Source organism: Streptomyces lydicamycinicus (assembly GCF_000829715.2).
GTDB classification, from domain to species: Bacteria; Actinomycetota; Actinomycetes; order Streptomycetales; family Streptomycetaceae; genus Streptomyces; species Streptomyces lydicamycinicus.
In genome coordinates this window covers 390,436-404,097 of sequence record NZ_BBNO01000008.1, presented here as the reverse complement: position 1 = coordinate 404,097, position 13,662 = coordinate 390,436, and the positions used below count along the sequence as shown (strand labels likewise).

The 13,662-nt window shown below is 73.4% G+C and carries 9 protein-coding genes; 6 read left to right on the top strand and 3 right to left on the bottom strand.

The features are described 5' to 3' along the window. Positions 1-133: 133 nt before the first annotated feature. Complete coding sequence (locus TU31_RS28060; protein ID WP_042159522.1) at positions 134-1,414, top strand: MFS transporter; 1,281 nt, start codon at positions 134-136, stop codon at positions 1,412-1,414. Here TU31_RS28060 and glgX read toward each other — a convergent pair. After that, on the bottom strand, positions 1,374-3,578 hold the full coding sequence (glgX, locus tag TU31_RS28055; protein WP_042159518.1) for a glycogen debranching protein GlgX: 2,205 nt from the start codon (positions 3,576-3,578) through the stop codon (positions 1,374-1,376). The genes TU31_RS28060 and glgX overlap by 41 nt on opposite strands. Positions 3,579-3,833: 255 nt before the next feature. Here glgX and TU31_RS28050 point away from each other — a divergent pair, with 255 nt between their 5' ends. The 4 genes from TU31_RS28050 to TU31_RS28035 all read left to right on the top strand — a co-directional run bounded on the left by TU31_RS28050 (position 3,834) and on the right by TU31_RS28035 (position 10,788). After that, the gene (locus tag TU31_RS28050) at positions 3,834-4,637 is read left to right on the top strand and encodes a hypothetical protein (RefSeq protein ID WP_042159514.1); all 804 of its coding nucleotides are present in this window, start codon (positions 3,834-3,836) and stop codon (positions 4,635-4,637) included. Positions 4,638-4,677: 40 nt separating this feature from the next. Then, positions 4,678-6,006, top strand: coding sequence for a copper amine oxidase (locus TU31_RS28045; RefSeq protein WP_042159512.1), 1,329 nt, complete (start codon positions 4,678-4,680; stop codon positions 6,004-6,006). A 100-nt stretch (positions 6,007-6,106) separates the two neighbouring features. Then, positions 6,107-7,357, top strand: coding sequence for a DUF5919 domain-containing protein (locus TU31_RS28040; RefSeq protein WP_063770835.1), 1,251 nt, complete (start codon positions 6,107-6,109; stop codon positions 7,355-7,357). Between the two features lie 92 nt (positions 7,358-7,449). Further along, positions 7,450-10,788: an AfsR/SARP family transcriptional regulator gene (locus TU31_RS28035; RefSeq protein WP_042159506.1), complete on the top strand. Its 3,339-nt coding sequence runs from the start codon at positions 7,450-7,452 to the stop codon at positions 10,786-10,788. 63 nt (positions 10,789-10,851) lie between these two features. On the opposite strand, the gene TU31_RS28030 is transcribed toward TU31_RS28035, so the two are convergent. Further along, entirely contained in the window at positions 10,852-11,655 is an 804-nt protein-coding gene (locus TU31_RS28030) for an SDR family NAD(P)-dependent oxidoreductase (protein ID WP_042159504.1), read from the bottom strand. Between the two features lie 227 nt (positions 11,656-11,882). Here TU31_RS28030 and TU31_RS28025 point away from each other — a divergent pair, with 227 nt between their 5' ends. Beyond that, on the top strand, positions 11,883-12,602 hold the full coding sequence (locus TU31_RS28025; RefSeq protein ID WP_042159502.1) for an exonuclease domain-containing protein: 720 nt from the start codon (positions 11,883-11,885) through the stop codon (positions 12,600-12,602). A 51-nt stretch (positions 12,603-12,653) separates the two neighbouring features. On the opposite strand, the gene TU31_RS28020 is transcribed toward TU31_RS28025, so the two are convergent. Continuing rightward, positions 12,654-13,544 carry an aminoglycoside phosphotransferase family protein gene (locus TU31_RS28020; RefSeq protein WP_042159498.1) on the bottom strand — a complete coding sequence of 297 codons (891 nt, stop codon included), beginning with the start codon at positions 13,542-13,544 and terminating at the stop codon, positions 12,654-12,656. Between the last annotated feature and the right edge of the window lie 118 nt (positions 13,545-13,662).

Genomic DNA, 13,662 nt, shown 5'->3' with positions numbered 1-13,662 from the left:
CTGACGGCCCGTTGTGTCATCTCCCTCCCGCATGGGTGTCGTTGTTTCCTCCGACGGAGTGGGCTCCGGGGGCGGGGACCTTCGTAGGTCCGGTCCGTGGGGCCCGCGGCGGCCCGCCGGTTAGCGTCGGGCGATGACCGCTGCCACCGCCGCCTTTCGCCGGGTGCTCGCGCTGGGCGGGCCGCTGCTGCCCGTCGTCTCCTTCCTCGGCAGGCTCCCGACCGCCATGTGCCAGTTCGGCAGTCTGCTGCTGGTGGCGGAGACCAGCGGTTCGCTGGCCACCGCGGGCCTGGTGGGCGGTGCGCTGGCGGCCGGCCAGACGGCGGGCGGCCCGCTGCTCGGGCGGCTCGCCGACCGGCACGGGCAGCGGCCGGTGGTGCTCGCCGCCTGCTGGTTCGACGCCTTGGCCGTGACCGCGCTGGTGTCGGCCGCGCTCGCCCGGACCGGGGCGCTGCCGCTCGCCCTGATCGCGCTGCTCGCCGGGGCCGGAGTGCCGCAGATCGGGCCGCTGGCCCGCACCCGGATCGTCGCGCTCGCCCGCCGCGCCCGGGCCGACGACCGCCTGGTCCACACCGCGCTGTCCTTCGAAGGCACCCTGGACGAGGTGTCGTTCGTGCTCGGTCCGGCGCTGGTGGGGCTGTCCGCCACGGTGGCCCACCCGGCCGTGGCGCTCGCCCTGGCCGCACTGCTGCTCGCGGTCTGCGGCTCGGCGTTCGCGCTGCATCCCACGGCCGCGGCGCTGCGGCCCACGGGCGCCGGACCGGCTCCGGACCGCCCCCGCGGCCGGCGCCCCGCCGACCGGCCGGCCCGCGCCCGGATGCCCCGCGCGGTGCACGCCATGCGCGCCTCGATGGCGTTGCAGGGCGCCCTCTTCGGTGCCTGCCAGGCCGGCATCACCGCGCTCACCGCGGACCTGCACCGGCCCGCCCAGGCCGGGCTGGTCTACGCCGCGATGGGGGTGATGAGCGCGGTCGCCGGGCTGTCGCTGGCGCTGGTGCCCGCCCGGATCGGGCTGCCGGTCCGCTGGCGGGTGGCCGCCGTGGCGCTGATCGCGCTGTCCGTGCCGCTGCTGTTCGTCCGGTCCCTGGGGGCGCTCTATCTGGCCGTCGTGCTCCTCGGCGCGGCCTTCGCCCCGCATCTGATCACGCTGTTCGGCCTCACCGAACGGCTGGTGCCGGCCGGCCGGCTCGCCGAATCGATGGCCTTCCTGACCAGCGCGGTGGTCGGCGGCCAGGCACTCTCCCTGGCCGCCGCCGGCCGGCTCGCCGAGGCCCACGGCCCGTCCGCCGCCTTCGCGGTGGCCGTGGGCGCCGCCGTACTGATCCTCGCCCTGGCCCTGACCACCCGGGCCACGGACCGGCCGGCCGCCGCGGTCAGGCCGGCCGCTGGAGCACCAGCAGGCTCCGTCCGATGAGCGTCAGCCGGTCGCCGGCCTTCACCTTGGCACCGCCGCCGTCCGCCACCGCCTGCGGCCGGTCGGTGTCCACCACGACCTGCCACTGCCGGCCGAGGTGCTCGGGAACCCTGAACTCCTTCTCCTGGTCGTGGGCGTTGAACATCAGCAGGAACGAGTCGTCGGTGACCGGCTCGCCCCGGGGGCCCGGCTCGGAGATCGAGCTGCCGTTGAGGAACACCGTCAGCGCCTTGGCATGCACCGACTGCCAGTCGCGCGGCCCCATCTCCTCGCCGCCCGCCGTGAACCAGGCGATGTCGGACAGCTCGTCATGGGTGCCCTCCGCCGGGTGGCCCTGGAAGAACCGCCGGCGCCGGAACACCGGATGGTCCCGCCGCAGCCACACCATCTGCCGCACGAACGCCAGCAGCGCCAGCTGCTCCGCGTCCGCGTCCACCGCCTCGTCCGGCCCGTCCGCTCCGTCCGGCCCGTCCGCGTCCCGGTCGTCGGGCTCCCCGGCGCCCGCGCCCCGCCCCCGCTCCGGCCAGCGCACCCACGACAGCTCGTTGTCCTGGCAGTACGCGTTGTTGTTGCCGCCCTGGCTGCGCCCGAACTCGTCCCCGTGGCTGAGCATCGGCACGCCCTGCGACAGCATCAGCGTGGCCAGGAAGTTGCGCATCTGCCGCGCCCGCAGCCGCCGCACCCCGGGATCGTCGGTCGGCCCCTCGGCACCGCAGTTCCAGGACCGGTTGAAGCGCTCACCGTCCCGGTTGTCCTCGCCGTTGGCCTCGTTGTGTTTCTCGTTGTACGCGACCAGATCGTGCAGCGTGAAGCCGTCGTGGCAGGTCACGAAGTTCACCGAGGCCAGCGGCCGCCGCCCGTCCTCCTGGTAGAGGTCCGACGAACCGGTCAGCCGGGATCCGAACTCCGCCAGGGTGCGCGGTTCGCCCCGCCACAGGTCCCGCACGGTGTCCCGGTACTTCCCGTTCCACTCGGTCCACAGCGGCGGGAAGTTCCCCACCTGATAGCCGCCCTCACCGACGTCCCACGGCTCGGCGATCAGCTTCACCTGGCTGACCACCGGGTCCTGGTGGACCAGATCGAAGAACGACGACAGCCGGTCCACCTCGTGGAACTGGCGGGCCAGTGTCGCCGCCAGATCGAAGCGGAAGCCGTCCACCCGCATCTCCTGCACCCAGTAGCGCAGCGAGTCCATCACCAGCTGGAGCACATGCGGGCTGCGCATCAGCAGCGAATTCCCGGTGCCCGTGGTGTCCATGTAGTACTGCCTGTCGTCCGACAGCCGGTAGTAGGAGGCGTTGTCCAGCCCCCGGAAGGACAGCGTCGGGCCCAGATGGCTGCCCTCGGCGGTGTGGTTGTAGACCACATCGAGGATCACCTCGATACCGGCCTGGTGCAGCGCCCGCACCGCCGTCTTGAACTCCAGCACCTGCTGCCCGCGGTCGCCCCAGGACGCATAGGCGTTGTGCGGGGCGAAGAAGCCGATGGTGTTGTAGCCCCAGTAGTTCGTCAGCCCCGCGTCCACCAGCCGGTGGTCCTGGACGAACTGATGCACCGGCATCAGCTCCAGCGCGGTCACCCCGAGCTTCGTCAGATGGTCGATGATCGCCGGATGCGCCAGCGCGGCATAGGTGCCGCGCAGCTCCTCGGGGAGCTCCGGATGGCGCATCGTCAGGCCCTTCACATGGGCCTCGTAGAGCACCGTCTCGTGGTACGCGGTGCGCGGCGGACGGTCGTCACCCCAGTCGAAGTACGGATTGACCACCACCGACGCCATGGTGTGCGGCGCCGAGTCCAGGTCGTTGCGCACTTCGGGCCGCCCGAAGTGATAGCCGTAGACGGCCTCGTTCCAGTCGATCCGGCCGCTCATGGCGCGGGCGTACGGGTCGAGCAGCAGCTTCGCCGAATTGCAGCGCTGCCCCCGCTCCGGCTCGTACGGACCGTGCGCCCGGAAGCCGTAACGCTGCCCCGGCATCACCCCCGGAAGATACGCGTGCCGCACAAAGGCGTCGCTCTCGCGCAGCTCGACGGCGGTCTCCGAACCGTCGTCGTGCAGCAGACACAGTTCGATGCGCTTCGCGGCTTCGGAGAACACCGCGAAGTTGGTGCCCGCCCCGTCATAGGTGGCACCCAGCGGATACATCTGTCCCGGCCAGACCTGCATGGGTAGACTCTTCCACTTTCTTCCCGGGCGCTGCGGCGACTCCACGACACACATCCGCGGAACGGTGCGAAATCCTTCCCCGCAGCTGTCGCAACTTTTCGTACACAAAGGCTTTTTCGCGAGATCTCCGCTGAATGGTGGCAACCCGTCGCGATGTCGCATCGTCCTACAGGTCGCCCTACAGGTCGTCCTACCGGAGGACCGGCCGGGGGAGCCGACATGCGTGTCACGAGGATGTGACAGCAGGGGGGAAATGTGCGCCATCTGATGCACCGCCACCTGGGCAAAGCCGTCGCGGGCGCCGCCGTCGCCCTGACCGGCACCGCCGCCATGGTCGCGATCACCTTGCCGTCCGACGCCGGCGCCACCGGCGGTACGGAACGGAGCCGGCCCGCCGCGGCCGCCCAGGGACGCGACCAGGGGCCGCCGCCACCCGGCGTCGTGGAGAAAGCCCCCGCGGAGGGCGAGCGCGGCCGGGGACGGGACCCGCTCACCGACGACGAACTGCGGCGGGCCCAGGAGCTGGCGCTGCCGCCCACCCGGCGCGGCGCCACCGCCGACGTCACCGGACGGTCCGGGCCCGAACGCCTCACCACCGACCTGGCCGAACTCACCCCCGCGGAGACCGGGCTCGCCGACCCGCCGCGCCGGGCGCTGGTCTCCTTCTACGACTACACGAGCGACAGCTATCTCACCAAGACCGTCAACCTCACCACCTCGAAGGTCGAGTCGACGGACACCCAGCACGGCGTCCAGCCGCCGCCCAGCCGTGCCGAGGCCGTCGAGGCGGCCCGGCTGCTGATCGCCGCCCCGCTGGGCTCCGGGCTGCGCGAGGACTACCACCAGGCCACCGGCCGCGACCTCACCGGGCCCGAGCCGCTCTCCGTCACCGGCTTCGTCTACCGCGGCCGCGCCGAGGGTGACGCGCCGGGCGCCCTCGGCGACTGCGGGGAACACCGCTGCATCCGCCTCTTCACCAAGGTGAAGAACGGCCAGTGGATCGACACCCGCCGCTTCGTGATCGACCTCAGCGCCCGCACCGTCGCCCGCCTGGGCTGACCGCCGCCACCGACCGCACCCCACCCCACCGGAGCCCGCCTTGCCCGGAAGACCCACCCCCGCCCTCCGCCGCCCGCACCGACGCGCCGTGGCCCTCGCCGCCGTCCCCCTGCTGCTCGGCGCGGTCGCCCTGACGACCGGCCCGGCCGCCCAGGCCGCCCCCGAGGCCCCCGCCGCACCCGCGCCCACCCCCAACTGCGGCGCCGCCCACCGCATCACCCAGACGCTGGACGGCGGCACCGTCTGGCGCATGTGCTGGCACTACGAGGGCAACGCCGGACTCGTCCTGGACGAGGTCTCCTACCAGCCCAAGGGCGAACGCACCCCGGTCAAGGTGCTCACCACCGCCAAGCTCGCGCAGATCCACGTCCCCTACGACGACGGCCGCAACGAATACGACGACCTCACCGGCCAGGGCTTCGCCCAGGGCCTGCAGAAGCTCGACCCCGCCGAATGCCCCGGCGGCACCATCAAGACCGTCCGGGTCCCCGGCGCCTATGACCCCGCCCACCCCGACGTCAGCGGCCTGTGCGCCACCACCCGCGCCCGCGGCCACGCCTACCGCATGGGCCCCTACCCCGGCGAGCGCGCCAAGATCTACCAGCTCCAGGGCAAGGACCTGCTGCTCTACACCGTGAACAAGGTCGGCTGGTACGAGTACATCAGCGAATGGCGGTTCTCCGGCGACGGCGCCATGACCGTGCAGGTCGGCGCCACCGGCACCGTCTCGCCCGGCGACTACGACGCCGGGGACGGCCGGGGCGCGCCGCTCGGCAAGGGCGCCAAGGACTACGCCACCAGCCACAGCCACAATGTCTTCTGGCGGCTCAACTTCGGCCTGGGCGGCTCCGCCGCCAACAAGGTCGAGCAGTTCGACTCCGCCACCACCGTCCGGCCCGACGGCCGCACCCCCACCATCCGCACCACCCGCAGGCCGGTCACCAAGGAGCTGGCCGGGGACGCCGGCCCGCTGCGCTGGTGGCGGGTGGTGGGCGCGGGCCGCAACAAGGACGGCCACCCCCGCTCGTACGAGATCGTCCCCGGACCGACCACCAAATACAGCGGGCGCAGTTACACCACACATGACGTCTATTTCACCGAGTACAACAAATGTGAGCAGTTCGCCAGCAACAACCTGGCCAACTGCGGAGCCCGGGCCGGAAAGAGCGTCGACACCTGGGTCAACGGCCAGCCGCTGAAACACCCCATCGCGTGGGTCAACATCGGGTTCCACCACATCGCCAGGGACGAGGACCAGGAGCCGATGCCCGTGCACTGGCAGGGCTTCCAACTGGTCCCACGCGATGTCACCGCTATGAATCCGCTCACTCCGCCCCCGCTGTCCGGCCACAACGGGCACTATGGATAAGGGGAGTTGCCGACCGACTCGATCCATCCTGCTGCACCGCCTCCCGCACCGCAGTAGTCTGCCTTGATCGTTGGCACGGGGGTTCGGAAGGCGGTGGCAGGTGAGCGGCGGGCTGGAGTTGCCCCCTGGTGACGAGAGTCATGAGGGCCATGAAGGCGGCTCCGTCGACGCACCGCCCGGCGCGGTGTCCCTGGCACGACCGCTGGAGATCGGGGCGGAGCTGGACTGGGGCGCCGACGCCTGGAGCGAGGTGCGCACCCGCGCCCGCCGGGCCGGCCGCGCCTACATCTGGCTGAATCTCGTCGAGCAACGGCTGCGGGCCGTCGTCGCCGCCGTCCTGCGGCCCATCTACGAACCGGTGCACGGCGACGAATGGGTCATCGCCGCGGCCGGCCCCGCCGGTCAGGAGTGGGTGCAGCGCGCGGTCGCCGTCCGCGAGGTCAGCCGCCGCAAGGGCTATCTCCTCGACCCCGCCGACGACAACATCGTCAGCTTTCTGACGCTGCCGCAACTCCGCGAACTGATGGTCCAGCACTGGCCCTGCTTCGAGCCCTACTTCGACGACCGCCGCGAGGTCGAGCTGGCCCTCGACGAACTGGAGGTCGCCCGCAACATCGTCTCCCGCAACCGCGCCCTGTCCGAGACGGTGCTCGCCCAGGCCGAGCGCGCCTCCGCCCGCCTCCTGGACATACTCGGCTCCGGCGTCGGCACCCGCATCTCCGGACGGCTGCCGATCGACGCGGTGGAGGACCTGGTCGGCGACCGCTACGCCGATGTCATCGGGGTGCACTCCGACCGGGTGCGCCTCCAGCGCCAGCTCCCCGCCGAGGACCTCTTCGGCGACGCCCGCCGCCTCGACGCCGTGGGCATAGGACTCAACCTCCTGGTCCAGAACTACTCGGGCCGCCGCCTGGTCCGGCTCGCCGAATCCGGCTGCCGCGTCCGGCTGCTCTTCCTCAACCCGGCCAGCAGCGCGGTCCGCCGCCGGGAGCGCGAAATCGGCCTGAAGAAGGGCGAGATGAGCCGCTCCATCGAGATGAACATCCTCCATATGCGGCGGGTCCGGGCCCGGCTGCGCGACCCCGGCGCCTTCGAGATCCAGGTCTTCGACGAGACCCCGCGCTTCACCGCCTACCTCGTCGACGGCGACGGTCCCGACGGTGTGGCCGTCGTCCAGCCCTACCTCCGCAAGAGCCGCGGAATGGAATCCCCCGTTCTCGTCCTGCGCGGCGGCGGCCGGGAGGTCGTCCGCCAGGACGCCCCGCACACCCGCGACGGCGACCACGGTCTCTTCGAGACCTACCGGGAGGAATTCGAGAGCATGTGGGCGGATTCGCGGCCGGTTTCCTGAACCGGACGCCGCCCCCGTCACCCGCGGGGGCGGCAACCGCCGTACTACGGGGGTCCCGCCACCGCGGGCCGGCCCCCGACTACCGTGGGGCAATGCACTTCCGTGTACTCGCCCCCCTGGACGTGCGGTCCGCCGACGGCCGCCCCGCCCCCGTCCCGGAGACGAAGGTACGCGCCCTGCTCGCCGCGCTGCTGGCACACCACGGCCGCCCCGTCTCCACGGCCCGGCTCGTCGCACACCTCTGGGGCCCGCGGCCGCCCGCCCGTCCCACGGCCTCCCTCCAGAGCAAGGTCTCGCAGCTCCGCCGCGCCCTGGACACCGCGGAGCCCGGCGCCCGGAAACTGGTGACGGCGACCCCGCCGGGCTACCGGCTGGACATCGCCGCCGACGCCCTGGACGCCGGCCGCTTCACGGCACTGACCGCCCGCGCCCACGCCGCCGCCACGGCCCGGGAGCGGGCCGAACTGCTCGGCGAGGCCCTGGAGCTGTGGCGCGGCCCCGCCTTCGCCGGCTTCGCGGACAGCGATCTGGTGCGTCCGGTGGCCGAGAGCCTGGAGGAGCAGCGGCTGACCGCCCTGGAGGAACGGGCCGCGGCCCGTCTGGAGCTGGGCGAGCACGCCCCGCTGACCGCCGAGCTGGCCGGTCTGGTGGCCCGGCACCCCCTCCGCGAACGGCTGCGCGCCCTCCAGCTGACCGCCCTGTACCGTTCCGGCCGGCAGAGCGAGGCACTCGCCGCCTACGGGGAGATCCGGGCGCTGCTGGCCGACGAACTGGGCGTGGACCCCGGCCCCGAACTCACCACGGCGCACCGGGCGATCCTCCGCCAGGAGCCATGGCAGCCACCCGGCGAAAGCGCCCGGCACGACGGCGGCGCATCCCGCCCCGACGACCGGGCATCGGCGTCCCTCAATTCCGCCCCGCCGCCCGGCCCCCGCCCCCGCACCAACCTCCCCACGCCCCTCACCGCGCTCCTTGGCCGCCAGGACGCGGTCCACCGGATCGAGGCGCTCCTCTCGGACACCCGCCTGGTGACGCTCACCGGCCCGGGCGGCGTGGGCAAGACCCGCCTCGCCCTGGAGACCGCCGGCCGGCTGGCCGACTCCTTCCCGGACGGTGTCTGGCTCGTCGAACTGGCCGCGCTGAGCCGCCCGGACGACCCCGCGCGGAGTGCCGGGAGCACGTGCACGGCGGCCGAGGTGGCCGAGGCGGTGCTGGCCGTACTGGGCATCCGGGAGGGCGCCTCGACCGGGCCGGTGGCCGAGCGCCTCGTCGGCGCGGTACGCGGCAAGCGCCTGCTGCTCGTCCTGGACAACTGTGAGCACCTCGTCGACGCGGTCGCAGCGGTCACCGCCGAACTCCTCGCCGCCGCCCCGGACCTCCGCGCCCTGGTGACCAGCCAGGAATCGCTGGGCCTGACGGGCGAGACGCTGTGGCCCGTACCGCCGCTGGAAGCCGCCGGCGCCGTCGAGCTGTTCACGGCCCGCGCGAGCGCCGCCGACCCCGGCTTCGTCCTCGACGCCGACGCCACGGCCGCCGTGGCGGAGATCTGCCGCCGCCTGGACGGCATCCCGCTCGCCCTGGAGCTGGCCGCCACTCGGGTACGGGCGCTGGGCGTACGGGAGCTGAGCGCCCGGCTGGACGATCGGTTCCGGCTGCTGGTGTCCGGCCGTCGCGGGGTCCCGGCCCGCCAGCAGACCCTGCGCGCCATGATCGACTGGAGCTGGGAGCTGCTGCCCGCCGCCGAACGCGCCGTGCTGCGCCGGCTGGCCGTCCACGCGGACGGCTGCACCCTGGAGGCCGCCGAAACGGTCTGCGCGGGCGACGGCGTGCACCGGGACGAGGTGCTGGATCTGCTGGCCCGTCTCGTGGACCGCTCCCTGGTGGCGGTGGCCCCGACACCGTACGGGCCCCGTTACCGGCTCCTGGAGACGGTCGCCGCCTACTGCCTCGAACGCCTCCGGGAGGCCGGTGAGCTGACCGTCGTACGCCACAACCATCACCGCCACTACACCGAACTGGCCGAGCGCGCCGCCCCGTTGCTGTACGGGCCGGACCAACGCGCGTGGCTGGAGCGGCTCGACCAGGAGACGGCGAACCTGCGGGACGCCCTGGACGGCTCGGTCCGGGAAGGCGCCGCGGACCGCGCGCTGCGGCTGGTCAACGCGCTGGCCTGGTACTGGTTTCTGCGCGGCCGGCTCGCGGAGGCGGGCCGCTCGCTCACCGCGGCTCTCGCGGCGTACGCGGCACGCCAGGAGACGGCGGCGGACGCCCGGGACCCGGCTGCCGAGCGGCGCCGGCTGCGGGCCGCCGCCTGGCAGGTCGGGATGGCCTCACTGGCGGGCGATGACGCCGACCCCGTCGAGCGGGCCACCGTCGTGCTCCGGCAGTACGGGGCCCATGACGACCCGGCCGGCCGGGCCTGGGCCCAATGGTTCCTGGGGTTCGCCCAGGTCGGCCTGGGCGACCCGGCGGAGGCGGGGGAGCGGGTGGCGCACTCGCTGGCCGCCTTCCGGGCCCTGGGCGACCGCTGGGGCATCGCCGCGGCGCTGAGCAGCCGCGCCCAGGGGACCGGCGGCGGCGACCTCCGGTCCCGGCTCCGCGACGCCGAGGAGAGCGCCGCGCTCTTCCGCGAACTTGGCGACCGCTGGGGCCAGTTGCAGGCCGCCGATGCGCTCGGCGCCCTCGCGGAGATCACCGGTGACTACGAGCGCGCGGCCCGGCTCCACCAGGACGGACTACGGATCGCCGAGGAGCTCGGCCTCTGGATCCAGGCCTCGTACAAGCTCTCCGGACTGGGCCGGATCGCGCTGCTGACCGGTGATCTGCCGGCCGCCCGCGACTTCCACGAGCGGGGCAGACGGCTGGCCGCGGAACAGTCCCATCTGCGGGGCGAGATGTTCGCCGAATGCGGGCTCGCCCTCGGCGCCCGCAGGGAGGGCCGCCTCGACGACGCCGAGGCGCATCTGCTGCCCTGGCTGACGTGGTGCCTCGGCCGCGACGGCGACCCCGGTACCGCGTTCGTCCTGGGCGAGCTGGGCTTCCTCGCCGAACTGCGGGGCGACGCGGAGACCGCCCACCGGCACCATCTGGACGGCTTCGCGGCGGCCCGCGCCACCGCCGACCGGCGCGCCGTCGCGCTGGCCCTGGAAGGGCTGGCCGGCGCCGCGGCCCTGACCGGGCGGTGCGTCGTCGCGGCCCGGCTGTTGGGGTGCGCGGCCGCGGCCCGCGCCGCCGCGGGAGCGCCCCAGCCCGCCGCCGAGCGCGGTGATGTGGCACGGAGCACGGCCACGGCACGCCGGAGCCTGGGCGCCGCGGCGTTCGAGGCGGCGTACGCGAGCGGCGCGGGGGTGACACCGGAGGTGCTGGTGAAGGAAGCGAGGGGATGTACGGAGGAGGGGAACGGGCGGGAGAGCGAGAAGCCGGCGGAGTGAGAGAAAGGGGAGGGGAAAACGGGGCAACGGAGGGCGGAGTGTGGCAAACCGGCCGGGCGAGCCCTACGGCGTCCCCGTGATCCCCCCGTCGACCCGCAGCTCGATCCCGTTGACATAGTCCGCGAGCGGGCTCGCCAGATAGGCGACCGCGGCCGCGATGTCCGAAGGGCGACCCAGCCGCCCGCTCGGATTCGGCGCATACTCCGCGACGAGGTCCGCCTCGTCCGGTCCGCCCTCCTGCTCACCCTGGCTGCCGTCGTCCCCGGCCGACCGCTCCTCGAACATCCGGTACATGGACGGGGTGACGATCACCCCCGGGCTCACACAGTTCGCGGTGACCCCGGTCCCGGCGAGGTGCCGGGCCAGGCTGGTGGTCATGTTCACCACGGCGGCCTTGGCGGCGGAGTACGTCACCATGTGGGGCAGCGGTGTCCGTACCGCCCGACTGCCGATGGTGATCACCCGGCCCCAGCCGTGGGCGCGCAGCGACGGCAGCAGTGTCTGGCTGACCCGCACCGTCGGCAGCACATTCCCCTCGAAGGCGGCCCGCCAGTCGGACGGCCGGGAGCTCTCCCAGTCGTGCTCGGTGAACGGACCGGCGTTGTTGACGAGGACATGGGCCCCGAAGTCCCGTGCGGTGAGGGCGACCTGCTCGGCGATGCCCGGTTCCGTCAGATCGCCGAGCACCACTTCGGCCCGCACCCCACGGGCCGCGACCTGCTCGGCGACGGCCGCCGCGGCCCCCGCGTTCCGCCCGTGGACGAGGACATCACACCCCTCGTCCGCCAGCGTCTCGGCGATCGTGGCCCCGATACCCGAACTGCTGCCCGTCACCAGCGCGCCCTGTCCTGTCAGCCGTAGGTCCATGGCGGTCAGCCTAGGGGCGCGGGGGACGGGTGGGGCCCAGGTCGCGACAGGCCGGCGGCCGATTGTCAGTGGTGCGTGCGAGAGTGGGCGAGCAACGGGGGAAGTACCACCGAAGGAGGCCGCATGAGCGAGTGCAGCACGGGGATTCCCCCGGCCGAGGGCCGGGGGTTCGTCGTGGAGGGGTGCGCGCCGCGCGAGCGTGAGGCCGGGCGAAGCGAGGTTTCGGCATGAGTTGGCATCAGGGGCTGCTGGTCAGCTTCGATCTGGAGACCACAGGCACCGACGTCGAGCAGGACCGCATCGTCACCGCGGCCCTGCTCCGGCTGGAGGGGGACGGCCGGCCGGCCGCCAAGCTGACGTGGCTGCTGGATCCAGGTGTGCCGATTCCCGACGAGGCAGCGGCCATTCACGGCATTACCACCGCATATGTCCAGGAGCACGGGCGTCCGCCGGCCACCGCCATAGAGGAAATCACCGAGGCGCTGGCCGAGGCCCTGCGCGCGGAGATCCCACTGGTGGTGATGAATGCGCGCTATGACCTCTCGCTGCTGGACCGCGAGTGCCGCCGCCACGGCCTGCGCACCCTGACCGAACGCCTCGGCCACACGCCCGCACCGGTCATCGACCCCCTCGTTCTGGACAAGCATGTGGACCGCTACCGCAAGGGGAAGCGCGCCCTCCAGGCACTCTGCGGTCATTACGGCGTCCGGCTGGACGGCGCACACGAAGCGGGCGCCGACGCGGCGGCCGCGGCCGGCGTCGCCCGGCGCATCGGGGAGAAGTACCCGGCCGTCGCCATCCCGTCACCCCGTGCGCTGCACACCCTCCAGGAGCAGGCGGCCGCCGAACAAGCCGCCTCGTTCCAGGCGTATTTGCGGCGCTCCGGTGACCCCCGGGCGATAGTCGAGCCGGCCTGGCCGCTGATCCCGTACCAGGCCGAGGTCTGAGCGATAGCGGCCGGCCGGGCCGCAGAGGCCGGGTCCGTCGGACCGCACCGCTCAGAAGGGATACCACCGCACCGTCGCGTCCTTGTCGCGCAGTGAGGCGATCCGGCGCCGGAACTCCTTGCGCGCCGCCGGGTTTCCGGGCGCGTGCTGGGACACCCAGGCGCAGCTCGCCGTCTCCCGCGAACCGCGCAGCACGGCGCAGCCCTCCCAGTCCCGTACATCCCAGCCGTAGACGGACACAAAGGTGTCGTAGGCGTCGGCGGACAGGCCGTAGCGGTCCCGGCTGAGCGCCATCACGACCAAGTCGTGTTCCCGCAGATCGGAGGAGAAGGTTTCCAGGTCGACCAGCACGGGGCCATCGGGCCCGACATGGATGTTGCGGGCCAGCGCGTCGCCGTGGATGGGGCCGCGGGGCAGATGCGGTTCCAGGGCCGTGGCGGCGGCCGCGAAGGCATCCCGCCGCCCGCGCAGATACTCCGCGTCCGACGCCGACACGGCGTCGCCGGCCAGCCGCAGCCAGCGCTCGACACCGCCGAGCAGTTCGCGGCGGGGGAGTGCGAACGGCGGCTCCGGCAGCGCGTGCACCAGCTTCAGCAGCGCGGCGAGATCGTCCGGACCGGCGGGGCGGACGGACTCCGGCAGCCGCTGCCAGTAGGTCACGGGATGGCCGTCCGCCAACGTCGCCACGGGCTCCACGGCCCGTACGGCCGGCACGCCCTCGGCGGCCAGCCACCGCGCCACGCCCAGTTCCCGCTCGGCGCGCTCCAGGAGTTCGGCGCTGCGGCCCACCCGTACGACCGGTCCGTGGTCGCCGAGGGCGAAGACGGCGTTCTCGCCGAGCGAGAGCAGTGCGGCGTCGGCGGCAGCCTCGGGGTGCCCGGCCGCGGCCAGCACGTCCCGGGCGCGCGCCTCCGTGAAGGCGGCGGGGCTCGGTTCGGTCATCGGGGTGCCTCCTGGTGCATGGACGCGACCAGTGTCGCAGGTAGGAGCCGCGGCCCTGGCCGGAAGGTGTCCGGCGCGGGGGTTCCGCACCGGAATCGGCCGGGGACCCTTGACGGGG

Bases quoted from the DNA above. Each gene is read 5' to 3' on its own strand.
- glgX (WP_042159518.1), bottom strand. From the start codon at position 3,578: ATGCAGGTCTGGCCGGGACAGATGTATCCGCTGGGTGCCACCTATGAC.
- TU31_RS28060 (WP_042159522.1), top strand. From the start codon at position 134: ATGACCGCTGCCACCGCCGCCTTTCGCCGGGTGCTCGCGCTGGGCGGG.
- TU31_RS28020 (WP_042159498.1), bottom strand. From the start codon at position 13,544: ATGACCGAACCGAGCCCCGCCGCCTTCACGGAGGCGCGCGCCCGGGAC.
- TU31_RS28030 (WP_042159504.1), bottom strand. From the start codon at position 11,655: ATGGACCTACGGCTGACAGGACAGGGCGCGCTGGTGACGGGCAGCAGT.
- TU31_RS28035 (WP_042159506.1), top strand. From the start codon at position 7,450: ATGCACTTCCGTGTACTCGCCCCCCTGGACGTGCGGTCCGCCGACGGC.
- TU31_RS28025 (WP_042159502.1), top strand. From the start codon at position 11,883: ATGAGTTGGCATCAGGGGCTGCTGGTCAGCTTCGATCTGGAGACCACA.